This is a genomic window from Nocardia amikacinitolerans, from assembly GCF_900215415.1.
Taxonomy (GTDB): Bacteria; Actinomycetota; Actinomycetes; order Mycobacteriales; family Mycobacteriaceae; genus Nocardia; species Nocardia amikacinitolerans.
This window is the reverse complement of record NZ_OBEG01000001.1, coordinates 1,332,387-1,355,625: the sequence shown is the minus strand read 5'-3', so window position 1 is coordinate 1,355,625 and position 23,239 is coordinate 1,332,387. Positions and strand designations below refer to the sequence as shown.

The following is a 23,239-nucleotide window of genomic DNA, read 5'->3' as shown; positions in this document are numbered from 1 at the left end:
CTCCAATACACGCGGCGGCGCGGCGGCGATGCTGGCAGTCGTACCCGGCGCGGGGTGCTGTCGAGCCGCGCGCCGGCACGGCAGGCGACCGCCCACTTGGAGGAAACATGAACGACGTCACCGGCACCGAACGGCCGCCACTGGGTGTCCGGCTGCTGCACGCCCTGGGAAAGGCGCCCGACTGGTCGGCGATGACGGCCGAGGAACTGGCCGCCTTCCGCGAGGCGGAGAACCGTAAGCGGGCGTCCCGAATCGCGCGGGTGATCACCGGATTTCCGGATCGCGGCGCCACGATCCGCTGGCGCGAGGTGCACTTGCCCGATCGCAGGCTGCCCGTCCGGGAGTACCGACCGTCGTCCGTGGACGGCGCACTGCCGCTCGTGCTACACGTGCACGGCGGCGGTTTCGTCGGCACGGCGGCCCAATGCGACTGGGCGAACAACTATTTCGCGGCGCGATTGCCCGCGGTCGTCGTCTCGGTCGAGCACCGGCTGCTCGCACCGGGAACGCCGCTGGCGGACGCCGTCGATGACGGCTGGGACGCGCTGCTGCACGTGGTGCGGCACGCCGCGGAGTGGGGCGTCGATCCCGCGCGGACCGCGGTCGTCGGTGATAGCACCGGTGGCCTGATCGCCGCGCTGGCCGCGATCCGGGCCAGAGAATCCGGCCTGGAACTCCAGGCACAGGTGTTGGTCAATCCCGTCACCGACATGACCGAGACGATGCTCGACTACGAGTCGATGACTCGGTACGCGGACAGCCCGACGCTGACAATGGCGCGGCTGCGGCTGCTTCACCGATTGGCCGTGCCACCGGGGACGGATGCTCGCGCCGTGTCACCGTTGCGCGCCGACGATCTGAGCGGGCTGGCTCCGGCGCTGGTCGTGGTGCCGACCCTCGACCCGTTGGCCGACCACGGCCGCCGCTACACCGAACGGCTGCTCGAGTCCGGCACCCGGGCGCGGCTCGTCGAACATCCCGGTGCGCCACACGGATTCCTCGCGATGCCGGGTGTGGTGCCGCAGGCCAAGGCGGCGCGTGCGGAGATCTTCGAGTTCCTCCGCGGTCGCCTCGCGGAATCTCGGCCGGTCGTGTCGCGGAAGACCGGCAAGCGATGACCACCACCGAAGTCGTCGAGACGCGGGAAAGACCCGTGGCGGGACCGAGCATGGTCCGGCTGCTACGCCCGTACCTGGGCGGTTTCGCCGCCGTCGTCGTGCTTCAGGTCCTCGGCGCCGTCGCCGGGTTGGCGCCGCTGCTCGCCGTCGCGGAACTGGGCCGAGTCCTGTTGTCGCCCGGCCCGATCGATCACGACCACGTCTGGATGGTGGTGATCGCGGGCGCGGCCGGTCTGCTTGTTCGGCTGCTGTGCACGGCCGCGTCGGCGGGAATCGGACATCTGCTCGACGACCGGGTGCAGCTGTCATTTCGCAGGCAGTTGGCCGAGCGGCTGGGCCGGGTACCGCTCGGCTGGTTCGCCCGGCGCCGGACCGGTGAGCTGGCGAAGGTGGTGGGGGAGGACGTCAGCGCCGTGCACCCGTTCATCGCCCACACCCCCGGTGAACTCGTCTCGGCCTTCGTGTTGCCGCTGGTGTCGCTGATCTATTTGTTCACCGTCGACTGGCGGCTCACGCTCATCACGCTCGTCCCGGTGCTGCTCGCGGTGGCGCTGGTCCCGCTCATGATGACCCCGACCCGGCTGCGCGAGCAGGCGGATTTCGACGCGGCGATGGGACGGATCGCGAGTTCGGTCGTCGAGTTCGTGCAGGGGATCGCGGTGGTCAAGGCGTTCGGCGGATCCGGACGCGCGCACCGCAAATTCGTCACGGCCGCAGACGATTTCGCCGACATCTTCCTGCGAATGGTGCGCGGGCTCGCCGGGGTCGCCGCCGGGATGCAGGTGGCGCTGTCGCCGCCATTCGTGCTGCTCGTCGTGCTGATCGGCGGGACGGCACTGATCACCTCCGGTGGTATGGCCCCGGCCGATCTGCTGCCGTTCCTGCTGCTCGGACTAGGCCTGACCGCCCCAGTGGCCGCCCTCGGTCACGGTTTCGACGACATACAGGCCGCCCGGCGCGCGGTCGACCGGATCAGGGACGTCCTCGCTGTGCCGTCGCTACCGGAGCCCCCGCACCCCGTCGCGCCGCAGGGGCACCGGGTGGAACTGCGGGACGTTCGATTCGGCTACGAAGACGGTCACGAGGTGCTGCGCGGGATCGACCTGGTGCTCGAGCCGGGGACGCTCACCGCGCTCGTAGGGCCGTCGGGAAGCGGGAAATCCACGCTGGTGCAACTGTTGCCGCGGTTCTTCGACCCGACCCATGGTTCGGTCCGCCTCGGCGGCGTCGATCTCCGCGACCTCGGCAGCCGGGAGCTCTATCGGACGGTTTCCTTCGTCTTCCAAGACGTTCGGCTGCTGCGCGCGTCGGTCGCGGACAATATCGCGCTGGCCGTGCCGCATGCCGACCTCGACGACGTGGTGCGCGCCGCTCGGCTGGCGAACATTCACGAACGGATTCTCGAGCTGCCGCGCGGCTACGAAACCGTGCTCGGCGAAGACGCCGCACTGTCCGGCGGTGAGGCCCAACGCCTCTCGATCGCCAGGGCGCTGCTCGCCGACGCGCCGGTCCTCGTGCTCGACGAGGCGACCGCGTTCGCCGACCCGCACACCGAACAAGCCGTGCGCCAAGCCCTTTCGACGTGGCGCGGCGACCGGACGATCCTGGTCATCGCGCATCGTCTGGAGACGGTCGCCGACGCCGACGCCGTCGTGGTGCTGGAGAACGGATCGATCGTCGAGCGCGGCGAACCCGCCGAGCTGCTGGCGCGCGACGGAAAGTTCGCCGCGCTCTGGCAATCCCAGCGCAGCGCCGCGCACGCGAACTCCGCCGCCGAGACACCGCTAGGAGAGTGGCCCCGATGATTCGAATGCTGTTGCGGGTACTCGGACCCGAGTACGCCCGGCCGGTGCGTCGCACCGTTGCCCTGATGACGACGACCGCGATCGTCGAGGGTCTGTCCTACGCGCTGCTTGTCCCGGTGCTGCGGGCCCTGTTCGGCGACACCCCGGCGGACGCGTGGCCCTGGCTGATCGCGTTCGGCAGCGTGGTCGCGGTGTACGCGGTGCTGCGCTATGCCAGCGATCTGTCCGGGTTCCGCGGCGGGACCACGCTGTTGCGTGGCGTCTACCACCGGCTCGGCGATCATCTGGCCCGGCTACCGATCGGCTGGTACACGGGGGGCCGCGTCGGGGAGGTGTCGGTCCTGGCCAGTCGCGGTGTGCTGCAGGCGATGAGCGTCATCGCGCATCTGCTGGCGCCGCTGGTCTCCGCCGCGGTGACGCCGCTGACGATCGTCGTCGTGATGCTCGCCTTCGATTGGCGTCTCGGAGTGGCCGCGTTGGCGGCCGTACCGATCGTCGCGGCGACTCAGGTCTGGACCGGCCGCTCGACGGCCGCGGCCGATGCCGAGCGGCACGAACGCGACAAAGAGGCGACTGGTCGCGTCATCGAATACCTCCAAGCCCAACCGGTTCTGCGCGCGGGCGGACGGACCGTCGAACGCTTCGCGCTGCTCGACGACTCGCTGCGGGAAGTCGGGCGCGCGTCCCGCAGGCAGACGCTGGCGACGCTGCCCGGCGTCGTGGGCATGGCACTCGTGGTGCAGGCGATGTTCACCGCGCTGCTGGTGCTCGGCGCCTACCTCACGCTCGGCGGAAACATCGGCGCGGCAGAGGTTTTGACCATCCTGGTGCTCGCCGCCCGCTGCGCGGACCCGCTGCTGTCGCTGGCCGACATGGGCGGCCAACTCCGTAGCGCACGCGCCGAACTGACCAGGCTCGAAACGGTCTTGCGCACCGAGCCGCTGCCGGAACCCGGCGAACCCGTTCGCCCGCGACGCCACGACCTCGAGTTCGACTCCGTCGCCTTCCGGCACGGCGACCGCACCGTATTCGACGACGTGTCGTTGACCCTGCCCGAGGGACAGCGGCTCGCCGTCGTCGGTCCGTCGGGCGCGGGCAAGAGCACGCTGCTGCAATTGCTCGCGCGGTTCTACGACGTGGACGCCGGTGCGGTGCGCGTCGGCGGGGTGGACGTGCGCGCGATCGACACCGAGGACCTGATGGCGCGGATCGCCATCGTCTTCCAGGACGTGTACCTCTTCGACGGCACGATCGAGGAGAACGTGCGCCTGGCCCGTCCCGACGCCGACGACGCCGAGGTGCGCGCGGCCGCGTCCGCGGCGCGGCTCGACGACGTCATCGAGCGACTGCCCGACGGCTGGGCCACCAACGTCGGCGAAGGCGGCGCGCTCCTGTCCGGCGGTGAACGCCAACGGGTCTCGATCGCCCGCGCCCTGCTGAAGAACGCGCCCATCGTCCTGCTGGACGAGGTCACCTCCGCGCTGGACCCGGTGAACGAGGCGGCCGTCCACGAGGGAATCGAGCGGCTGATGGCGGGGCGGACGGTGGTGATGGTCGCCCATCGCCTGCGGACCGTTCAACGCGCGGACCGTATCGTCTTCCTGGACGGCGGTCGGATCGTGGAGGACGGAAGTCACGAGGAACTGCTGCGGCTGGGCGGGCGCTACGCGGATTTCTGGGGAGTGTCGATGGCGCCGGTGGTGACTGGTTGAGTCCGATTGGGAGGTATCCGTGGGGCGAGGGACGATCATCGTGACTGGAGGAAGCCGCGGCATCGGCGCGGCCACCGCGCGCAGACTCGCCCGCGAGGGTCATGCCATCCACCTGACCTACCGCACCGATGCCGAAGGCGCCGACGACGTGGTCGGCGCGATCGTCGCCGAGGGCGGACGTGCCAGGGCGACTCGCGCCGATCTGAGCAGCCCGGCCGATATCGACGCGCTCTTCGTCGCCGTCGACACGGGTCACGAGCCGCTCGTGGGTTTGGTGAACAATGCGGGGATGCTCGAAACCCAGTGCCGCGTGGGGGATCTCGATGCCGACCGGCTGCACCGCGTGATGGCGGTCAACGTCGTCGGCCCGATGCTGTGCGCGGCGGCGGCGGTCCGGCGGATGTCGCGCCGCTACGGCGGTGCGGGTGGCGCGATCGTCAACGTGTCGTCGGTCGCCGCCCGGCTCGGCGCGCCCGGCGAATACGTCGACTACGCCGCGAGCAAGGGCGCGATCGACACCTTCACGCGCGGTTTGGCGGCCGAGGTCGCGGGCGAAGGCATCCGCGTCAACGCGGTCCGCCCCGGCTACATTCGCACCGACATCCACGCACTCGGCGGTGACCCCGATCGTGTCGACCGCCTCGCCCCGACCCTGCCGATGGGCCGGGGCGGCGACCCGCACGAGGTCGCGGAGGCGATCGCGTGGCTGATGTCGGCGGCCGCCTCCTACACGACGGGCAGTTTCCTCGATCTCGCGGGCGGGCGCTGAGAACCGGCACGCGTCCCGAGCAGGGTGTCAGTTCGAGTGGGCGACCAGCACCGGGCAGTGGGCATGCTGGACGAGGTGATTGCTGGTCGAGCCGAGCAGCAGTCCACGGAATCCGCCGCGTCCGCGGCTGCCGACGACGACCAACTGCGCGCTCTTGGACCATTCGATCAGCTGTTTGCGGGCCCCGGACAGATGGACACGGCGGGTGACCGCGACGGTGGGGTATTTCTCCTGCCAGCCCGCCAGCCGTTCCGACAGCAGCGCGTGTTCGGCGGTTTCGAGTTCGGCGATCGGGATCTGCAGGTAGCAGGTCCCGGCGAACTGTCCTTCCGACAAATCGCTCCAGGCGTGCACGACCACCAGTTCGGCGCCGCGCGCGCACGCCTCGTCGAACGCGGCCTCGATCGCGGGTTCGCCGATCGGGCTGCCGTCCACGCCGACCACCACCGGGCCGCCGCGCCGGACCTGCTGCTTCACGCCGTTGTGGCGCGCCACAACGATGCGCCCTGAGCCCTGACTGGCCACCGCAAGCAGCGTCGAGCCCAGATGGGCGAAGGAACCGACCCCGGGAGTCGCGCCCAATACGACCAGATGCGCCGTGGACGACAACTCGATGAGCAATTCGGCGGGATTGCGGTCGGACAGTTCGGTGGTGACCTCGAGATCCGGGTGCTCCTCGCGGGCGATCCGCTCCGCGCTCTCCAAAGCCTGACGCCCGTGCTCGCGGAGGTGCTCGACGACCGAGGGCACCAGCACCTCGTAGGAGCCGAGCACCGCGCGGGTGGCGGCGAGATCGTAGCCGTGCACGACGAGCAGACGACGTCCCCGATCGGCCGCGGTCTGTGCCGCCCACGCCACGGCGTGCGAACTCGCGGGCGAGCCGTCGGTCCCGACCACCACCGCCGCCGAGGCCGTGTCGAGTAGGTCGTGTCGGTGTTGGCCCGTCATCGCTGCTGCCTTTCGGTCAGGTCCGTGTGCCCCGCACATCGGGGCGGGCCGTCGCGGAAGCGCCGGTCCCGATGTCAGTATCGATCGGCTCGATCCGCCGACCCCAGGGCCGATGGACCCCGGTCGAAAGGCTCAATGGCACACGGTCGACCGATGAATTCTCCCGAGCCGGATCGTCTGCATCCGAGAACGACGACCCGCGCCGACCGGGACGCGGATCGACCAGCTCGCCGGCTCCGCCGGCCGCACGCGAAGGGAAGACCGGTGTCGAAAGTTGTGTCTCGCGAGGACCTTTGGGCCATGGTGCACGCCGAGCGCGCCGCCTTGGCCGAGGATCTCGCCGCACTGGACGACGAGCAGTGGGCCCAGCCCTCGCTGTGCGGAGAGTGGGTGGTCGAGGAGGTCGTCGCCCACCTCACCGCGGTGGCGAGCATCGGCCGCATCCGCTGGCTGATCAGTGTTGTCGGCGCCCGCTTCGACTTCGATCGGCACAACGCTCGGCGACTGGCCGAGCACCGCGGCGCGAACCCGGCCGAAACCCTCGAACGGTTCCGCGCGATCCGCACGAGCACCACGGGCCCCTCGGGGCATACCGCTGCCTGGCTCGGCGAGGTGATCGTCCACGCCCAGGACATCCGGCGTCCACTCGGACTGCCCCGCACACCCTCGATCGAGGCGTGCCTCGAAGTGGCCCGCTTCTTCGCCGCCCGCGACTTCGCCGTGCCGAGTCGCAGCATCATCGAGGGTCTTCGCCTCGAAGGGACCGACAGTGCCTTCGCTGTGGGCGCGGGCCCGCTGGTCCAGGGAACGACTCTCGCGCTGACCATGGCCATGGCGGGCAGGCACGCGTATTGCGACGACCTCGCCGGTTCCGGCCTGCCCACCCTGCGAGCCCGCTGTGCACCGCATCGGCCCGCCGAAGACTCGTGAGTCGACTACCCGTCGGCGGTCGCGCTGTCGGTGCGGTTGTCGACGAGTCTGATGCCGGAGACGAGCGTGGGCTCGATCTCGATCACGCCGTCCATCGGTGCGCCGATCCACGGCCGCAGGATCCGCTGGTAGCGGGCGGTGCGGGCGGGATCGGTCACCGGACGGGCGATCCCGGTCACCACCACCGACCAGCCGGTTCGGCGGTCGATGTCGATGTCGTCGGCCTCGTAGGCCACCACGACCTCGGATCGGCTCCGCACGGTGGCCGAGAATTGCGAGGCGAGCCGGGTACGCACGATGAGAAGACCGTCGTCGAGCAGATGGTTGACCGGGCGGATGGCGGGTAACGCGTCGCGGGTGTAGACCACGCGGCCGAACGGCGCCCGCGCGAGCAGTGTCAACGCCTCCTCGCGCGCCAATTCGACCACGTCGCAGTCGGTTCGGGAGCCGCTCACCGTCGCGCGCCTTGCCCGATGTCGTGGCGACCGGCGGGGCGGGAACGCCGTTCGGCGAATCTCACCGTGGCGGTCGGTTCGCAAGATCCCACGTGCTGCCCTATCCGTGCCCGAGTGTGCTTCGATCGTTCCATGGCACCAGGCCCACCGAGCTAGTCGTTAGGGCCGAAGGTCGCAGGCCGAGAGGACCAAGGGTTTCGGGGCACAACCGGGAGGAGCGGACGGAGCCTGTCATGGGAGCACGGAACTCGATGCGGGCGTGGCGGGTGAGCACGCCGGGCGCACTGGATGGTCATCCCCTGGGAATGGCGCACGAGCCCATCCCCGAACCGGGTCCGGACGAGCTGCTGGTGCGGGTGCTGGCCTGCGGCGTGTGCCGCACCGATCTGCATGTGGTCGAAGGTGACCTGGCCGTCCATCGCGCCGGTGTGGTCCCCGGGCACGAAGTCGTCGCCGAAGTGCTCACGGTTCCGGCGGGCCGCGACGATTTCGCGATCGGTGACCGAGTCGGCATCCCCTGGCTGCGCCACACCTGCGGGGTGTGCCGATACTGCCGTCGCGGCGCGGAGAACCTGTGCCCGGATTCGTGCTACACCGGATGGGACGCCGACGGCGGATACGCCGAATACGCCACGGTCCCAGCTGATTTCGCGCTGCGCCTACCGGCGGGCTATACCGACGAGCAGGTCGCGCCGCTGTTGTGCGCGGGCATCATCGGGTACCACGCGTTGCTGCGTGCGGCGTTGCCCGCGGGCGGAGTGCTCGGCATCTACGGGTTCGGCGGAAGCGCGCATCTCACCGCGCAGGTCGCGATCGCCCAGGGCGTGCGAGTGCACGTGATGACCCGCGGCGCGGCGGCGCGGGAGCTCGCCGACGCGCTCGGTGCGAGCTCGGTGCAGGGCGCGACCGACGCCCCGCCCGAACCCCTGGACTCGGCGATCCTGTTCGCTCCCGCCGGCGAACTGGTCCCCGTCGCGCTGGAAGCGCTCGACGCGGGCGGCACCCTGGCGCTGGCCGGAATCCACCTCAGCGACATCCCGCCGCTGAACTACCAGCGCCACCTGTTCCGGGAACGCCAACTGCGCAGCGTCACCTCCAACACGCGGACCCACGCGCGCGAATTCCTCACCTTCGCCGAACACCACCGGCTGCACGTTTCCACCCACCGCTACGCACTGGACCGCGCCGACCACGCGCTGAACGACCTGGCCAACGGCCGATTCGACGGAGCAGCGGTCCTTATTCCATAAGCCTGTTCCGGCAACGGGGGCCTGCGTCTCAGTCGGTGTCCGCATCTCGGTCGCCGACCACGACGATGAGCTCGGCGCGTTCGGCGGAGATCGACCTGATCCGGTGCGGGGTGGTCGCGGCGAAGTAGAGGCTGTCGCCCGCGTGCAGCACGATCTGTTCGCCGGGGACCGAGATCTCGACGCTGCCGCTGTGCACGAACACGAATTCGTCGCCGGAGTGTTCCAGGTACTTGGTGTCCTGCTCGGTGGTGGGACGAACCACGAACGGCTGCATGGTCTTCCGGCCGACGCGGGTGGCGACCGCGAGGTAGTGCGCGGTCGTGGTCGCGGGCTCGCCGGTGCGGTCGGCGGCGCGATCCACCTGCATCAGCGTGGGGTCGGGATCGTCCGAGAAGAGTTGCCCCACATCGGTGTTCAGCGCGCGAGCGATCTTCAACGCCACGGCGATGGACGGGGTGCTCAGTCCGCGTTCGACTTTGGACAGATAACTCTTGGTCAGCCCGGTTCGCTCCGCGAGCGCGTCCAGCGTCAGGTCGGCGCGTTTGCGGTGCGCCCTCAGGTACGCGGCCACCGGTCTCCTCTCCCTGGTGACGGTCACAACAGGACACAAGACTAGCGGAATGACACAAAGTGTCCTATCGTCAACGAGTGTCTTCGAAAAGGAGGTAGTCGATGGCCACCACCATGAATCTCGGAAAGTCCGAGCTGATGACCATGGCGACCAGGTCCATGCAGACCGAACTGTCACCCGGCGACTGGAACGACCGCCAGAAACTCGCCCTCACCTGCCGCGCGCTCTACGACGCCGGCCACGATTCCGGTCTGGCCGGGCAGATCTCGGCGCGCGGCACGGAACCGGGCACCTTCCTCACCCAGCGGCTCGGCCTCGGTTTCGACGAGATCACCGAGGCCAACCTGCTGCTGGTCGACGAGGATCTGACCGTGCTGGAAGGCGCGGGAATGGCCAACCCGGCCAACCGTTTCCACAGCTGGATCTATCGCGCGCGCCCGGATGTCAACTGCATCGTGCACACGCACCCGCTGCACTGTGCGGCGCTGTCCATGCTCGAAGTGCCGCTTCAGGTGTCGCAGATGGACATCGCCCCGCTCTATGACGACTGCGCCTTCCTGCCGGACTGGCCGGGCGTTCCGGTGGGCAACGAGGAGGGCGAGATCATCTCCGCCGCCCTCGGTGACAAGCGGGCGATCCTGCTCGCTCACCACGGACAGCTCGTCGTCGGTGCGACGATCGAGGAAGCCTGTTCGCTTGCGCACCTCATCGAACGCGCGGCACGGCTGCAACTGCTCGCGATGGCCGCCGGCGAGATCAAGCCGCTGCCGCCGCGCCTGGCCAAGGAGGCGCACGACTGGACGCTGACACCGCGGCGCAGCCAGGCCAACTTCGCCTACTACGCGCGCAAAGCGCTGCGCAACCACCCGGACGTCATCGAAACATCAGGAGCCACCGAATGACTCGCGCCATCGAAGGCATCGTCGCCTACCCCGTCACGCCGTTCGCCGCGGCCGGGCGGGTCGACACGTCAGCGCTCGCGCGGTTGCTCGACCGGATGATCGACGCCGGCGTGGACGCGATCGCGCCGTTGGGCAGCACCGGCGAAAGCGCGTACCTCGACGAGCGCGAATGGCAGCAGGTCGCCGCCGCCTGCGTCGAACACACGGCGGGACGAGTGCCGACGGTGGTCGGCGTCTCGGATCTGACCACCGCGGCCACCGCGCGCCGCGCGCGGTTCGCCGAGCGCAGCGGCGCCACCGCGGTGATGGTGCTGCCGATCTCGTACTGGTCGCTCACACGGGCCGAGCTGCGCGCGCATTTCACCGCTGTGGCGGAGTCGACCGCGCTGCCGGTGATGGTCTACAACAACCCGGCGACCACCGGCATCGACATGCCGCCGGAGTTCCTGGTCGACCTCGTCCACGAGGTCGAGAACATCACCATGATCAAGGAATCCAGCGGCGACATCGGGCGCATGCACCGGATCGTCGAACTGGGCGGCGGACGCGTGCCGTTCTTCAACGGAAGCAATCCGTTGGCGCTGCGTGCCTTCGCCGCCGGTGCGGCCGGATGGTGCACCGCCGCACCGTGTCTGGTGCCCGAGCGGGTCGTGGAGTTCTGGCGCCTGCTGCGGGCGGGGGAGACCGACAGCGCCACAGCGCTTTTCGACAAGCTCGAGCCGCTGCTGACCGCGCTCGTCAGCCGAGGTCTACCGACCACGGTGAAGTCCGCGTTGCGTTCGACCGGCTTGGACGCCGGTGACCCGCGCAGGCCGCTGCTGCCGTTGGAGCCCGAGCCCGCGCGCGAACTCGACGCGCTCGTCGCCGCCGTCAACGCCTGACACGAGGGCCCGGCCACGGTCCGGCCGGGCCCTCCGACGGGCCTTTCGGGCGCACCCGGCGAATGTGACCATCGGCCCTCGAAGAGCGGCACAATTCCCGTCTCCGCGACACCCGCGACGCGGCGACACTGGAGTCATGACCGACAGCACCGCGACTCCCGCACCCCCCGTGCCGGATATGCCCACCCTGCTGGCGGCGCTGCGACTGGCCGTCCGCGCGCCCTCGGTGCACAACACCCAGCCCTGGCGCTGGGAGTTCGACGGCACCCGGCTGCACCTGTTCCGCGACGACGACCGCCTGTTGACCGCCGCCGACCCGCAGGGACGCCAGCTGGTCATCAGCTGCGGCGCCGTCCTGCACCACCTGCGCACCGCGCTGGCCGCGCGCGGCTGGCACACCGACACCCAGCGCGTGCCGGTGCTCGCCCGCCCGGACCTGCTGGCCACGATCAGCTTCCGGCCCTGGCCCGACCCGCCGCCGGGGGTCCTCACCCGCGCCGCGGCCATCGAGCGACGCCGCACCGACCGGCTGCCGCTGACCCCGCCACCGGGCTTCGGGGACCTGGTGCACACCGCCCGGATGCTGCTCAGCCCGCACGAGGTCGAGCTCGACGTCCTCGACGACAGCGCCCGCCCGCTACTGACGGCCGCCTCCGAGCACGCCGGAGCCAACCGCCGCTACGACATGGACTACCAAACCGAATTGCATTGGTGGACCGGGCATTCCGGAACGCGGGAAGGGGTGCCCGCCGAAGCGCTCACCTCCGATGCCGAAGCCTCGCACGTGCCGATCGCCCGCAAGTTCCCCTCCGCATCGCATTCCGAGCGGCGCGGCGACCTCGACGACCAGGCCGCTCTGCTGGTGCTCAGCTCGCCAGGGCACACTCCCGCGGACTGGCTGCACGTCGGCGAGGCCCTGTCCGCGCTGCTGCTGGAATGCACCTCGGCCGGGCTGGCGAGCTGCGCGCTGACCCACATCACCGAACTCGCCTCGGCGCGGGAATCGATCCAGTCGGTGCTCTCCAGCGGGGGCGTACCGCAGGTCGTCATCAGGGTCGGCGCGGCCCCCGCCGACACCACCGAACCCGCGCCGACGCCGCGTCGGCCGGTCGAGGAGATCCTCACCCTCCGCGACACCGCCGCGACCTGACCGATGTCACCGCCCGGAATCGGCGGGCGCCGCGGCGGCGCGCGTCGGTTCGACCCGGAACACCGGGCAGCGCGGTGCGGCCGCGGCGAACGCCTCCGGGTCCGCGGACTCGACGGCGCCGGCGTTCAGCATGAACCGCACCCCGTGCGGCACTTTCCTCGGGAACTCGCGCAACACCGCGGCGCGTTCGGAGACCGGCAGCTCGATCAACGAAACCCGCTGTCTCCGTCGCCCTTTCGCGAGCATGCCCCACCCGGCGGCGCGCGCGTTGCGCACCCAGTCCGCGTCGTCGAATCCCGCGACCACGTACGTCACGCCGTCGACGGTCAGCGGCGAGACCGGGGTGGTGCGCAGTGTTCCGGTCTTTCGGCCGGGAACCGAGAGCACCCGCATGGTGCCCAGGGCCAAGCCGACGCCTTGCAGGGCGACAACCACCCGGTTGAACGGCTTCATGCGCCGCCGCATGCGATCGTTCGCGCTGGTCATGATCTACTCCTCGTCGCTCTCGGTGAATTCGTCGTCCGGCCAAGGCATTCCGTCGTCGATATCGCGAGCGACGCCGTCCAGCCAGGCGATCTCCGCGGCACGCAGATGCTGGACGTACTCGGCCTCCAGCAGCACCGCGCGCGGCAGTCCGGTCGAGTGCTCGTCGAGCATGCGGGCGGTGTCGGCGTGATCCTCGCGCAGTCGTTCGGCGCGTCGGCGCAGCAACCGCGCCGCGGTGTGCGGTGTGAGCGCGGGCAGGTGGGCCAGCGCGGCGACGAAGCGCGGGTATTCGTTCACCGGCTCGGTGAGGAACCGCTCAAGCAGTTCGTCCAACGTCTGCCGTCCGGGCTCGGTGATCTCGTATACCGTCCGCTCCGGTCGGGATCCCTCGCGCGCCGTCCCGGCCTGCCGCACCAGCCCCGCCCGTTCGAGCCTGCCGATCGCGTCGTAGAGCGAGCCGCCGCGCATCTTCACCACGTCCTCGACGTGCCGCTCGCGAATGGCGACCTTCATCTCGTACGGATGTCGCGGCCGCTCGGCCAGCATGGTCAGCACGACCATCGTCAGCGGCGTTTGCAGCGCGCGCAGTTCTCGGGCCACCGACATCCTTTAGTCGAGTTCGTCTAGTCGAATTCGACTATAAGCGAAGCGGTCGCCAGTACGCCAGCCCGAATGCCGCCACGCCGGGTTGTCGCCGCGCCGACCTCAGGCGGGGCAGTTGCTCGGCGCCTGGTTGCCCGCGAAGCGGTCGGCTGCCCACGCGGGGAACCCCTCGGCGCCGCGAGCGACGACGCTTTCGTGGTCGAGGCCGGGGTATTCGTTGTATTCGACCGCCGAACCGGCCGCGCACAGCGCGGCGCGCTCGCGGGTGGTGAGCTCGACGGGAGTGGTGATGTCCTCGGCGCCCTGGTAGATCGTGAACGGCATGGTGCCCGCGGGACGGAAGTCGTCGGCCTCGGCCATCGCGTTCGACCAGGGAGCGCCCGCCGCCATCGCCTCGGGCTTGTAGTAGTCGCGCAGCGGCTGAGCGGCGGTCCACATGTCGTAGCAGCCGTCGGCGAGTACCGGCAGCATCTCCATCGCATTGGGCTGGAGGAAGTCGGCGTAGCGCAGGTCCGGGTTGGCGGCCTTGATACCGGGCAGCGTCGCGATGACATAGCCCGCGTTCTCGGGGCCCTTCATCGAGTTCAGGGTCAGGTCGCGAATCCGGACCGCGGGGGCGATGAGGCCGGCGCCCATGCCTTCGAGTTCCGGCGCGTAGCTACGGGCGACCGACTCGGCGTGCATGGTGGTACCGCCACCCTGCGACCAGCCGTATTCGACGTATCGGTTCGAGGTGTTCAGCTCGGGCAGCGTGCGGACCGCGCGCAGCATGTCCAAGGAGGCGCGGGCATTCACCTCGCCGACCATGTAGTACGCGGGTCCGGGCAGGCCTTGGCCCGGGTAGTCGCTCATCGCGACCACATTGCCCTGGGCGAGCAGCGCTTCGATGCCGGGCACCCTGGACTCCGCACCCGCGCCGAGGCTGCGGCGCGACGGCGCGCAGTTGTCGGGCAGTCCGGTGGTCTCGTGGTTCCACAGGACCAGGTCGCGCGGACCGTCGGAGCCGCCGACCGGCGCGTAGATCTCGCCGGAAACGTAGGCCTTGACGCCGGGGCTGATCTCGGAGACGTAGACGACATTCCAGCCCTGCGCGCCCGCCGGTGCGTCGGATCGTGGTTGCACCCAGTGGATCTGGCCCGGCTCGGCATCGGCGGGCGGCTGGTCGGCGACGTCCCAGAACGTGGTGCCCGCCGGGCCCGCCTCGGCCGTCAGCTGGACCGGTGCCGCGTCGTCGTTCGAGCTGCCGCATGCGGTGAGGGTGAATGCGGCGGCGAGGGCGAGCGCGGTGCTCGCGATCCGAAACGCGCCGCGTCGGTGGCCGGTCATCTGATGCTCCTCCTGGTGCGGGAATGGTGTGGGTCACAGCACATCATCGGTGCGCGGTGCGGCGGCGCCCGGTTTCCATTGAATGGAAGACCACATGGTGTCACGGCTGGTCACGGGGACATTCTTGGCCCACCTACCAGCCCAGATGAGGAGTTCGAACCATCATGCGAACCCGAGTCGCGATTATCGGATCCGGTCCGGCCGGGCTGCTGCTTGCGCAGCTGCTCGACCTGTCGGGCATCGATTCGGTGATCGTGGAACGACAGACCGCCGACCATGTGAGTTCCCGCATCCGCGCGGGAATCCTCGAGTCGGGCACCGTCGACGTGCTCAGGAAAGCGGGTGTGGGCGAACGCCTCTCGGCCGAGGCTATCGAGCACCGAGGAATCTATCTGCAGTGGCCGGGGGAGCGCAGGCATCTGGACTTCGTCGAGTCGGCCAATCGCGCCGTCTACGTCTACGGGCAGACCGAGGTCACCAAGGATCTGCTCGCCGCCCGTGAAAAGGCAGGTCAACAGGCGTTCTACCAAGCCGATGCCGTCGCGCTGCACGACCTGACGACCGACCGGCCCTATGTCACCTTCCGTGACGCCGACGGTGTCGCGCAGCGGATCGACGCGGACGTGGTCGTCGGCTGCGACGGCTACCACGGACCGAGCAAGCGGGCCATGCCGGGGCGCCGCAGCTGGGAGCGCGCCTACCCGTTCGCGTGGCTCGGCGTGCTCGCCGAGGTCGCGCCGTCGACGGACGAGCTGATCTACGCCTGGCACGAGGACGGTTTCGCGTTGCACAGCATGCGTTCCGACACTGTCAGCCGGTTCTACCTGCAGGTCGACCCGGCCGAGCGGATCGAGGAGTGGTCCGACGACCGGATCTGGGAGCAGCTGGCGTCCCGGCTGCACCTCGACGGCTGGGACCTGAAAACCGGTCCGGTGCTGGAGAAGAGCGTGTTGCCGATGCGCAGCTTCGTCACCACGCCGATGCGGCACGGCAGGCTGTTCCTGGCCGGCGATGCCGCCCACATCGTGCCGCCGACCGGGGCGAAGGGGCTCAATCTCGCGGTCGCCGATGTCTCCGTGCTGGCCGACGCTCTCGTCGCACTGCTCGTCGACGCATCGCCGGAACTCGCGGATGCCTACTCCGACACCGCATTACGCCGGGTCTGGCGCTGCACGCACTTCTCCTGGTGGATGACCAGCATGCTGCACCGCCACGGCGACGACTTCGACGCGCAACTACAGCTCGCACAGCTGCGCCGGGTCGCGGACTCCGCCGCGGCGGCAAGGGAACTGGCCGAGAACTACGCCGGCCTGCCGATCGCGGGAGGCGTCCATGGCTGAGATCATGTCGCTGGCCGATGCCGTGCGCGCGCTGGTGCACGACGGCGCCACCGTCGCGCTGGAAGGTTTCACCCATCTCATTCCGATGGCTGCGGGGCAGGAGATCATCCGGCAGGGCCGTCGCGATCTGACGCTGGTGCGGATGACCCCGGACCTGGTGTACGACCAGCTGATCGGGGCAGGCTGCGCGCGCAAGCTCGTCTTCTCGTGGGGCGGGAATCCGGGTGTCGGCTCGCTGCACCGGTTCCGGGAGGCGGTGCAGCAGCAGTGGCCGCGCGCGCTCGAGATCGAGGAGCACAGTCATGCGGGCATGGCGAACCGCTATGTGGCGGGTGCGTCCGGGCTGCCGTTCGCGGTGCTGCGCGGGTACGCGGGAACCGATCTCGCGCGGGTCACCCCGACCGTCGCGTTCATCGACTGCCCGTTCACCGGGGAGCGGCTTGCCGCGGTGCCCGCGCTGAACCCGGACGTCACGATCATCCACGCGCAACGGGCGGATCGGAACGGCAACGTGCAGCTGTGGGGATTGCTCGGCGTGCAGAAGGAAGCGGTGCTCGCCGCGCGCGCCGCCCTGGTGACCGTCGAGGAACTGGTCGACGAGCTGACCCCGACGTCCGGTGCGATCGTGTTGCCGCACTGGGTCATCGGCGCGGTGGCCGTCGTCCCAGGCGGCGCGTGGCCTTCGTACGCGCAGGGCTACTACGAACGAGACAACGCCGCCTACGCCGAGTGGGACCCGATCGGACGCGACCGAGAAGCGTTCCAGCGGTGGCTGAAAGAACTGACCGATGCGGAGGCGACGGCATGACAACGCTCGAATACAGCGCGGACGAGATGATGTCGATCGCCGCGGCGCGCGCCCTCGGCGGTGGTCAGCGTGTCTTCGTCGGCATCGGCTTGCCCTCTACCGCAGCCAATCTGGCTCGGCGTATGCACGCACCCGATCTCGTCCTGATCTACGAATCCGGCGCGATCGGCGCGAAGCCGGACCGATTGCCCGCCTCCATCGGTGACGGGATTCTCGCCGACACCGCCGACGCGGTGGTCGGTGTGCCGGAGATGTTCAACTACTGGCTCCAAGCCGGGCGCATCGACATCGGCTTTCTCGGTGCGGCGCAACTGGATCGGTACGGCAATATCAACACGACGGTGATCGGGGCCTACGCCGATCCGGCCGTCCGCCTGCCCGGCGCGGGCGGCGCACCCGAGATCGCGGCCTCGTGCGGCGAGGTGTTCGTGGTGACCCGCCAGAGCAAGCGCAGTTTCGTCGACCGGGTCGACTTCGTCACCTCGGTCGGACACGGTCGCGGCCTCGGCGACCGGGCGAGACTCGGCCTTCGCGGTGCGGGCCCGACCACGGTGATCACCGATCTCGGTGTCCTGCGGCCTGATCCGGAGACCGGTGAGCTGATCCTGACCGCCTTGCACCCCGGCGTGACTGTTGATCAGGTGGCCGCCGCGACCGGATGGGAACTCCGCGTGGCGGCGGAGTTGTCGGTCACCGCGCCGCCTACCGTGGCCGAGCTGTCGGCCCTGCGGACGCTGCGGGAGGCGTGATGAACCGATCGGATTCGCCGGACGGCATCGTCTACCGTCCCGACCCGCCGGGCACCCACCCGGTTCTGGACGAGCGGGCCTACCGCTCCACCGCGCTGCGGCATCCCACCCGGCCGCTCGTCGTGCTGCCGCATCTGCTCACCGAGGTGAGCGCCCCCGTGTTCGGGGAGGATCGCCTCGGCCCGAACGACGCCGACCTCACCCGGCAGCACGCGGGTGAGGCGCTGGGGCAGCGCATCATCGTGACGGGCAGGCTGCTCGACGGCGACGGCAAACCGATTCCGCACTCGCTCGTCGAGATCTGGCAGGCCAATGCCGCGGGCCGCTACCGGCACACCGGTGATCGCTGGCCCGCCCCCCTCGATCCGAACTTCAGCGGCGCGGGGCGGACCCTCACCGACGACCAGGGCCGCTATTCGTTCACCACGATCAAGCCGGGCGCCTACCCGTGGCGCAACCACGACAACGCCTGGCGGCCCGCGCACATCCATTTCTCGGTGTTCGGCCGCGCGTTCACCCAGCGACTGGTGACCCAGATGTACTTCCCCGACGACCCGCTGTTCGCCCAGGACCCCATCTTCAACGCGGTACCGGAAGCGGCGAGAAACCGCCTGATATCCCGGTTCAGTCTCCAAGGGACACAGCCGGAATGGGCGATGAACTTCGAGTTCGACATCGTCCTGCGTGGGCGTGATGCCACCCCGTTCGAGGAGCCGCACGATGACTGAACACCTGCTCTCGACCCCGTCCCAAACGGTCGGTCCCTATCTGCACATCGGATTGACCTGGCCCGACGGCGCATTCGCGGCGCCCGTGGGCACCGAGGACGCGGTGTGGATCCGCGGCGAGGTGTTCGACGGCGCGGGCGAGCCGATCACCGACGCGCTGGTGGAGACCTGGCAGGTCGACCACACCGCGCGCGCCGAGCTCGATCGAGCTCGTTCGGCGCGTATGGGTTTCGGACGCAGTGACACTCGCGACGGCGAGTACGCCATTCATACCGTTGTCCCGCCGCGAGTTCCGGCTCGCGGCGCGGCGATGCAAGCGCCGCATCTGAACGTGTCGGTCTTCGCCCGCGGACTTCTGCACCGCGTGGTCACCCGGATCTACTTTCCGGAGTTCGGCGCCGCCAATGCCGCCGATCCCGTGCTGAATTCGATCGAACCGGCCCGCCGGGAGCGGTTGCTCGCGCGGCGGGTCGACGACGGGTATGTCTTCGACATCCGCCTCCAAGGTGAGCTCGAGACGGTGTTCTTCGATGTCTGAGCTGTTCGGGCCGCTGCGTGCCGCGGGCCCGGTGGCCGCGGAGACCGGCGATGCCGCCTGGCTGACTGCCCTGCTCGACACCGAGGCAGCCCTGGCGGGGGCACTCGCCGACGCGGGCGTGATCGCAGCCGAGCACGCCGAGGCGATCGCCGACGCCTGCAAGCCGGAGCTCTACGTCGCGTCCGAAATCGGCACGGCGGCAACAGGAGTCGGCAACCCTGCGGCGTCATTGGTGCGAGCGTTGACCGCGCGGGTCGCGGATCCGGCCGCGGCAGGGGTCGTCCATCTCGGCGCGACAAGCCAGGACATCATGGACACCGCCGCGATGCTGATCGCCGCGCGCTCCATCGACGCCTTGCTCGCGGATCTCGCCGCGTGTACCGAGCAGCTGGCGCGGCTGACCGAACAGCATGCCGCGACCCCCGCTGTCGGCAGGAGCCTGCTCCAGCAGGCCCTGCCGATCACCTTCGGGCTCACCACCGCGGGATGGTTGTCGGCACTCGGCGCGGCGGCCGACCGTCTCACCCAGGTACGGGTGGAACAGCTCGCCGTCCAATTGGGCGGTGCGGTAGGCACTCTCGCGTCCCTCGGCGCGGACGGTCCGGCGACGTCGTCCGCCTTCGCGCGGCGTCTGAACCTCGCCGAACCCGAACTGCCGTGGCACACCGACCGCACCCGGATCACCGAAACCGCCGGTGCGCTCGGCACTCTCGCCGCCGCCGTGGCCAAGATCGGCCGCGACCTCACGCTGCTGTCGCAAACCGAGATCGGCGAAGTGTCCGAACACGCGCCCGGCCACGGTGGTTCCTCGACCATGCCGCACAAACGGAACCCGATCGCCGCGGTCTGCGCCGTGGCCGCCGCCGCGCAGGCGCCCGGTCTCGTCGCCACCCTGTTGGCCGCCGCTCCCGACCTGCAACGCGGCGCGGGGTCGTGGCATGCCGAATGGCAGCCCTTCACCGAACTGCTCCGAAGCACCGGATCGGCGGTGTGGTGGCTGCGGACCAGCCTGTCCCGCTTGCGGATACACCCGGTGCGGATGCGCCGCAATCTGGCGGCAACCGGCGGTGCGCTGCTGGCCGAACGGGTGAGTACCGCGCTGATTCCCCAGCTGGGCAGGCTGCCAGCACACGAGGTGGTTGGGGAGTGCGTGGCCCGAGCCGACGGGAGGCTCACCTTCGCCGACGCGTTGCGGGCGCACCCGAGACTGGCCGGGTTGCTCGATCGCGGCGAGATCGAGGCGCTTCTCGAACCGTCCACCTACCTCGGCAGTACACCGATCTTCGTCGGCCGAGCGCTGGCCGGACACGCGGGTCGGCAGAGCGCCGGGAACACGAGCCTCGACACGGACCTGTCGCGTCTTGGCGCCGCCCGCCGACGTGCCGAGCCGGCCGTCAGCGCCCGACCGCGCACAACCGGGCCGGTCGAGCTGCGGAGCGAGAGCTACGGGGATGGCTCGGGCGAGGCGGTGTTGCTAGTCAACGCGCTCGGTAGCGACCTGTCGATCTGGGACGACTACGTGCGGCCGTTGGCCGACAAGGGTTTTCGGGTAATCCGATGTGACACCAGGGGACACGGCGATTCGCCGGTCCCACTCGGGCCGTACTCGCTCGGCGATCTCGGCGGTGACCTCGAAGCGGTTCTCGATCGGCACGCGGTGGAGTCGGCGCACGTCGTCGGGATCTCGCTCGGTGCGATGACCGGGCTGTGGCTTGCGCGGCACCGGCCCCGGCGGGTGCGGCGGCTGGTCGCCTGCTGCACCTCGGCGCGACCGGGGAATCCGCAGGGTTGGCGCACTCGGGCCGCGCAGGCGCGGGCCGAGGGGATGGCCGCCATCGCCACCGCCAGTGTGAGCCGGTGGTTCACGCCGGAGTTCGCCGCGGCGCACCCGGTGTTCGTCGCAGGGAAACGACTGCTCACCGCCGATACGCCCGCCGAAGGCTACGCCGCCTGCTGCGAGGCGATCGCCGAGATCGACCTGCTCGACGAACTGCCCGCGATCACGGCGCCGACGCTCGTGTTGTCGACGGCGCGAGACCCGGCGTTCCCGCCGGAGGACGGCAAGGCGATCGCCGAGCGCATCCCCGGTGCCCGGTTCCGGATCATCGACAACGCCGCGCACCTGGGCACCGTCGAACAACCCGGCCCGTTCCTGACCGCCATCGCCGACCACCTCCAGGAGAGTTCTCGTGACCAGTGATCCGAACACCGACGCCGCAACGGCCGTGCGACGGGCCGTCCTCGGGGACGCGCACGTCGACCGGGCGGAGGCCGGAACCACCGAATTCACCAGGCCGTTCCAGGAATACCTGACCGCGGCCGCGTGGGGCGGTGTGTGGACGCGCGACGGTCTCGACCGCCGCACCCGCAGTGCGATAACGCTGTCGGTGCTGACCGCACTCGGCTGTCACGACGAGCTCGCCATGCATGTGCGGGCCGCGTTGCGCAACGGCCTCACCGAAGCCGAGATCGGCGAGGTGCTCCTGCACACCGCCCCCTACTCGGGAATTCCCAAGGCCAACAGTGCTTTCGCCATCGCCGACCGGGTGTTGCGCGAATCCGCCGCCGAATAGGGCAGGCACGCAGAAAGCCCGGCTCTCACGAGGAGCCGGGCTTTCGCGCGCTGCCGACCGAGTTCAGCCGGGGAACGGTAGCTGCTCGGTGGCTACCGTGACCCAGCGGGTGTTGGAGAACGCGTCGATGCCCCAACGGCCGCCGAAACGGCCGTAACCGGAGTTGCGGACACCGCCGAACGGCGCCTGCGGCTCGTCGCCGACGGACTGGTCGTTGATGTGCACGATGCCGGTGCGCAGGCCGGCCGCCACACGCAGGCCGTGGGTGGCGTTCTCGGTGATGATGCCCGCCGACAGGCCGTGCTCGGTGTCGTTGGCCATGGCGACCGCCTCGGCGTCGGTGGCGAAGGTGTCGATGACGCACAGCGGGCCGAAGGCCTCGTCGTGGTGCAGGTTCGCTGCGGGGGTGACACCGGTCAGCACGGTCGCGCGGTGCAGCGCCCCCTCCGGCTCGCCGCCACCGGCCAGTACCATCGCGCCCTTGGCGACCGCGTCGGCCACCAGGCCCGCGATGCGCTGGGCGGCAGCGGGATTCACCAGCGGGCCGATGACGGTCCGCGGATCGGACGGATCGCCGGTCGGCAGTCCGGCCACCGCGTCGGCGAACTTCGCGGTGAACTCCGCGGCCAGCGACTCGTGCACCAGCACCCGGTCGGCCGACATGCAGATCTGGCCCGAGTTGGCGAACGCGCCGAACACCGCGGCGCCGACCGCGTAGTCCACGTCGGCGTCGTCGAGCACGATGATCGAGTTCTTGCCGCCCAACTCCAGCACGGCGGGCTTGAGGTGCTCGGCCGCGAGGGTGCCGATGATCCGGCCGACCCCGGTCGAACCGGTGAAGTTCACCGCGCGCACCCGCTCGTCGCCGATCAGCGTGCGCGCGATCTCGGGTGCGTCCGCGGGATCGTTGGTGACCACATTGAGCACACCGGCGGGCAGCCCCGCCTCGTGCAGCACGTCGGCGACGAGCAACCCGCTCGAGATCGGCGCGGCCTCGCTGGGCCGCAGCACCACGGTGTTGCCCGCGGCCAGCGGCGCGGCGACGGCTCGCGCCGACAGGATGATCGGCGCGTTCCACGGCGCGAACGCCGCGACGACACCCAGCGGTTCGCGCACGGCCATGCTCAGCACACCCGGCGCGCCCGAGGTCAGTACGTCGCCGCGCGGCGCGGTGAGCGCCGCGGCGGCCTCGCGAAAGACGTTGGCGGCGAGCATGACATTGAAGCCTGCCCACGGCGCCGCGCCGCCGACCTCGCCCGCCATATGCGCGATGGCCTGTTCGGCGCGCGCGTCCAGCAGGTCGGCGGCGCGCAGGAAGATCGCGCGGCGCTCGAACGCCGGCATGGCGGCCCACACGGTGAACGCCGAGTCGGCGGCGTCGACGGCGGCGGTGACATCGGCGGGTGCGGCGGCCGCGACCGTCGCGTAGACGGTGGCCGACCAGGGATCGGTCACGGTCGTGGTCCGCGCCGACGTGGCCGGAACCTCCTTGCCGCCGATCAGAAGAGCACGAGAAATGGGCATGGCGCCACGATCGGCCTTCTGTGGCCGGTGCCACTACGGCACTTTCATTGAATGGAAGCCAAGGGCGCGGACG

The 23,239-nt window shown here is 70.1% G+C and carries 23 protein-coding genes; 16 read left to right on the top strand and 7 right to left on the bottom strand.

The window, feature by feature from the left end; translation table 11 throughout:
- The first annotated feature begins 107 nt into the window (after positions 1-107).
- The 4 genes from CRP45_RS06370 to CRP45_RS06355 are packed head-to-tail and all read left to right on the top strand — an operon-like array spanning position 108 to position 5,404.
- A complete protein-coding gene (locus CRP45_RS06370) occupies positions 108-1,118 on the top strand; it encodes an alpha/beta hydrolase (protein WP_097244174.1) in 1,011 nt (336 codons plus the stop codon).
- Positions 1,115-2,923: an ABC transporter ATP-binding protein gene (locus tag CRP45_RS06365; RefSeq protein ID WP_097244173.1), complete on the top strand. Its 1,809-nt coding sequence runs from the start codon at positions 1,115-1,117 to the stop codon at positions 2,921-2,923. Before CRP45_RS06370 ends, CRP45_RS06365 begins: the two co-directional genes overlap by 4 nt.
- A complete protein-coding gene (locus tag CRP45_RS06360) occupies positions 2,920-4,635 on the top strand; it encodes an ABC transporter ATP-binding protein (RefSeq protein ID WP_097244616.1) in 1,716 nt (571 codons plus the stop codon). Before CRP45_RS06365 ends, CRP45_RS06360 begins: the two co-directional genes overlap by 4 nt.
- 40 nt (positions 4,636-4,675) lie before the next feature.
- Positions 4,676-5,404 (top strand): SDR family oxidoreductase, encoded by a 729-nt coding sequence (locus CRP45_RS06355; protein WP_245909947.1) that lies wholly within the window; start codon positions 4,676-4,678, stop codon positions 5,402-5,404.
- Between the two features lie 27 nt (positions 5,405-5,431).
- Here the strand turns inward: CRP45_RS06355 and CRP45_RS06350 are convergent, their stop codons facing one another.
- Positions 5,432-6,352: a universal stress protein gene (locus CRP45_RS06350; protein ID WP_097244171.1), complete on the bottom strand. Its 921-nt coding sequence runs from the start codon at positions 6,350-6,352 to the stop codon at positions 5,432-5,434.
- Between the two features lie 264 nt (positions 6,353-6,616).
- On the opposite strand from CRP45_RS06350, the gene CRP45_RS06345 reads away from it, so the two are divergent.
- The gene (locus tag CRP45_RS06345; RefSeq protein ID WP_097244615.1) at positions 6,617-7,282 is read left to right on the top strand and encodes a maleylpyruvate isomerase family mycothiol-dependent enzyme; all 666 of its coding nucleotides are present in this window, start codon (positions 6,617-6,619) and stop codon (positions 7,280-7,282) included.
- Positions 7,283-7,287: 5 nt separating this feature from the next.
- On the opposite strand, the gene CRP45_RS06340 is transcribed toward CRP45_RS06345, so the two are convergent.
- Complete coding sequence (locus tag CRP45_RS06340; protein WP_097244170.1) at positions 7,288-7,737, bottom strand: pyridoxamine 5'-phosphate oxidase family protein; 450 nt, start codon at positions 7,735-7,737, stop codon at positions 7,288-7,290.
- Between the two features lie 251 nt (positions 7,738-7,988).
- Between CRP45_RS06340 and CRP45_RS06335 the strand changes: the two genes are divergently transcribed.
- Positions 7,989-8,987, top strand: coding sequence for a zinc-binding alcohol dehydrogenase family protein (locus CRP45_RS06335; RefSeq protein WP_097244614.1), 999 nt, complete (start codon positions 7,989-7,991; stop codon positions 8,985-8,987).
- Positions 8,988-9,015: 28 nt separating this feature from the next.
- Here CRP45_RS06335 and CRP45_RS06330 read toward each other — a convergent pair whose 3' ends face one another.
- Positions 9,016-9,558: a helix-turn-helix domain-containing protein gene (locus CRP45_RS06330; RefSeq protein WP_097244169.1), complete on the bottom strand. Its 543-nt coding sequence runs from the start codon at positions 9,556-9,558 to the stop codon at positions 9,016-9,018.
- Positions 9,559-9,659: 101 nt separating this feature from the next.
- Here CRP45_RS06330 and CRP45_RS06325 point away from each other — a divergent pair, with 101 nt between their 5' ends.
- From CRP45_RS06325 to CRP45_RS06315, 3 genes are all read left to right on the top strand, one after another.
- Positions 9,660-10,460 carry an aldolase gene (locus CRP45_RS06325; RefSeq protein ID WP_097244168.1) on the top strand — a complete coding sequence of 267 codons (801 nt, stop codon included), beginning with the start codon at positions 9,660-9,662 and terminating at the stop codon, positions 10,458-10,460.
- Positions 10,457-11,341, top strand: a complete 885-nt coding sequence (locus CRP45_RS06320; protein ID WP_097244167.1) for a dihydrodipicolinate synthase family protein — start codon at positions 10,457-10,459, stop codon at positions 11,339-11,341. Before CRP45_RS06325 ends, CRP45_RS06320 begins: the two co-directional genes overlap by 4 nt.
- Positions 11,342-11,477: 136 nt before the next feature.
- Entirely contained in the window at positions 11,478-12,491 is a 1,014-nt protein-coding gene (locus CRP45_RS06315) for an Acg family FMN-binding oxidoreductase (RefSeq protein WP_097244166.1), read from the top strand.
- A 6-nt stretch (positions 12,492-12,497) separates the two neighbouring features.
- On the opposite strand, the gene CRP45_RS06310 is transcribed toward CRP45_RS06315, so the two are convergent.
- The 3 genes from CRP45_RS06310 to CRP45_RS06300 all read right to left on the bottom strand — a co-directional run bounded on the left by CRP45_RS06310 (position 12,498) and on the right by CRP45_RS06300 (position 14,906).
- The gene (locus tag CRP45_RS06310) at positions 12,498-12,977 is read right to left on the bottom strand and encodes a nitroreductase/quinone reductase family protein (protein WP_097244165.1); all 480 of its coding nucleotides are present in this window, start codon (positions 12,975-12,977) and stop codon (positions 12,498-12,500) included.
- A gap of 3 nt (positions 12,978-12,980) precedes the next feature.
- Complete coding sequence (locus tag CRP45_RS06305; protein WP_245909946.1) at positions 12,981-13,577, bottom strand: PadR family transcriptional regulator; 597 nt, start codon at positions 13,575-13,577, stop codon at positions 12,981-12,983.
- Between the two features lie 105 nt (positions 13,578-13,682).
- Positions 13,683-14,906, bottom strand: a complete 1,224-nt coding sequence (locus CRP45_RS06300) for a lipase family protein (protein ID WP_097244164.1) — start codon at positions 14,904-14,906, stop codon at positions 13,683-13,685.
- 164 nt (positions 14,907-15,070) lie between these two features.
- Here CRP45_RS06300 and CRP45_RS06295 point away from each other — a divergent pair, with 164 nt between their 5' ends.
- Genes CRP45_RS06295 through pcaC form a run of 7 tightly spaced genes read left to right on the top strand, consistent with a single transcriptional unit; the run spans position 15,071 to position 21,642 of the window.
- Positions 15,071-16,246, top strand: coding sequence for a 4-hydroxybenzoate 3-monooxygenase (locus CRP45_RS06295; protein WP_097244163.1), 1,176 nt, complete (start codon positions 15,071-15,073; stop codon positions 16,244-16,246).
- Complete coding sequence (locus CRP45_RS06290; protein WP_097244162.1) at positions 16,239-17,054, top strand: CoA transferase subunit A; 816 nt, start codon at positions 16,239-16,241, stop codon at positions 17,052-17,054. Before CRP45_RS06295 ends, CRP45_RS06290 begins: the two co-directional genes overlap by 8 nt.
- Positions 17,051-17,803: a CoA-transferase subunit beta gene (locus CRP45_RS06285; protein ID WP_097244161.1), complete on the top strand. Its 753-nt coding sequence runs from the start codon at positions 17,051-17,053 to the stop codon at positions 17,801-17,803. Before CRP45_RS06290 ends, CRP45_RS06285 begins: the two co-directional genes overlap by 4 nt.
- Positions 17,803-18,531: a protocatechuate 3,4-dioxygenase subunit beta gene (pcaH, locus tag CRP45_RS06280; RefSeq protein WP_097244160.1), complete on the top strand. Its 729-nt coding sequence runs from the start codon at positions 17,803-17,805 to the stop codon at positions 18,529-18,531. Before CRP45_RS06285 ends, pcaH begins: the two co-directional genes overlap by 1 nt.
- Positions 18,524-19,069 (top strand): protocatechuate 3,4-dioxygenase subunit alpha, encoded by a 546-nt coding sequence (pcaG, locus tag CRP45_RS06275; RefSeq protein WP_097244159.1) that lies wholly within the window; start codon positions 18,524-18,526, stop codon positions 19,067-19,069. The genes pcaH and pcaG overlap by 8 nt, the downstream gene beginning before the upstream one ends.
- Positions 19,062-21,269 carry a 3-oxoadipate enol-lactonase gene (gene pcaD / locus CRP45_RS34475; RefSeq protein WP_097244158.1) on the top strand — a complete coding sequence of 736 codons (2,208 nt, stop codon included), beginning with the start codon at positions 19,062-19,064 and terminating at the stop codon, positions 21,267-21,269. Before pcaG ends, pcaD begins: the two co-directional genes overlap by 8 nt.
- A complete protein-coding gene (pcaC, locus tag CRP45_RS06265) occupies positions 21,259-21,642 on the top strand; it encodes a 4-carboxymuconolactone decarboxylase (protein WP_179830772.1) in 384 nt (127 codons plus the stop codon). Before pcaD ends, pcaC begins: the two co-directional genes overlap by 11 nt.
- A 63-nt stretch (positions 21,643-21,705) precedes the next feature.
- Here the strand turns inward: pcaC and CRP45_RS06260 are convergent, their stop codons facing one another.
- The gene (locus CRP45_RS06260; RefSeq protein ID WP_097244157.1) at positions 21,706-23,166 is read right to left on the bottom strand and encodes an aldehyde dehydrogenase family protein; all 1,461 of its coding nucleotides are present in this window, start codon (positions 23,164-23,166) and stop codon (positions 21,706-21,708) included.
- Between the last annotated feature and the right edge of the window lie 73 nt (positions 23,167-23,239).

What these genes read in the sequence shown, in the direction of transcription:
- CRP45_RS06370 (WP_097244174.1), top strand. Translation starts at nt 108, where the DNA reads ATGAACGACGTCACCGGCACCGAACGGCCGCCACTGGGTGTCCGGCTG.
- CRP45_RS06365 (WP_097244173.1), top strand. Translation starts at nt 1,115, where the DNA reads ATGACCACCACCGAAGTCGTCGAGACGCGGGAAAGACCCGTGGCGGGA.
- CRP45_RS06360 (WP_097244616.1), top strand. Translation starts at nt 2,920, where the DNA reads ATGATTCGAATGCTGTTGCGGGTACTCGGACCCGAGTACGCCCGGCCG.
- CRP45_RS06350 (WP_097244171.1), bottom strand. Translation starts at nt 6,352, where the DNA reads ATGACGGGCCAACACCGACACGACCTACTCGACACGGCCTCGGCGGCG.
- CRP45_RS06335 (WP_097244614.1), top strand. Translation starts at nt 7,989, where the DNA reads ATGCGGGCGTGGCGGGTGAGCACGCCGGGCGCACTGGATGGTCATCCC.
- CRP45_RS06325 (WP_097244168.1), top strand. Translation starts at nt 9,660, where the DNA reads ATGGCCACCACCATGAATCTCGGAAAGTCCGAGCTGATGACCATGGCG.
- CRP45_RS06320 (WP_097244167.1), top strand. Translation starts at nt 10,457, where the DNA reads ATGACTCGCGCCATCGAAGGCATCGTCGCCTACCCCGTCACGCCGTTC.
- CRP45_RS06315 (WP_097244166.1), top strand. Translation starts at nt 11,478, where the DNA reads ATGACCGACAGCACCGCGACTCCCGCACCCCCCGTGCCGGATATGCCC.
- CRP45_RS06310 (WP_097244165.1), bottom strand. Translation starts at nt 12,977, where the DNA reads ATGACCAGCGCGAACGATCGCATGCGGCGGCGCATGAAGCCGTTCAAC.
- CRP45_RS06300 (WP_097244164.1), bottom strand. Translation starts at nt 14,906, where the DNA reads ATGACCGGCCACCGACGCGGCGCGTTTCGGATCGCGAGCACCGCGCTC.
- CRP45_RS06295 (WP_097244163.1), top strand. Translation starts at nt 15,071, where the DNA reads ATGCGAACCCGAGTCGCGATTATCGGATCCGGTCCGGCCGGGCTGCTG.
- CRP45_RS06290 (WP_097244162.1), top strand. Translation starts at nt 16,239, where the DNA reads ATGGCTGAGATCATGTCGCTGGCCGATGCCGTGCGCGCGCTGGTGCAC.
- CRP45_RS06285 (WP_097244161.1), top strand. Translation starts at nt 17,051, where the DNA reads ATGACAACGCTCGAATACAGCGCGGACGAGATGATGTCGATCGCCGCG.
- pcaH (WP_097244160.1), top strand. Translation starts at nt 17,803, where the DNA reads ATGAACCGATCGGATTCGCCGGACGGCATCGTCTACCGTCCCGACCCG.
- pcaG (WP_097244159.1), top strand. Translation starts at nt 18,524, where the DNA reads ATGACTGAACACCTGCTCTCGACCCCGTCCCAAACGGTCGGTCCCTAT.
- pcaD (WP_097244158.1), top strand. Translation starts at nt 19,062, where the DNA reads ATGTCTGAGCTGTTCGGGCCGCTGCGTGCCGCGGGCCCGGTGGCCGCG.
- CRP45_RS06260 (WP_097244157.1), bottom strand. Translation starts at nt 23,166, where the DNA reads ATGCCCATTTCTCGTGCTCTTCTGATCGGCGGCAAGGAGGTTCCGGCC.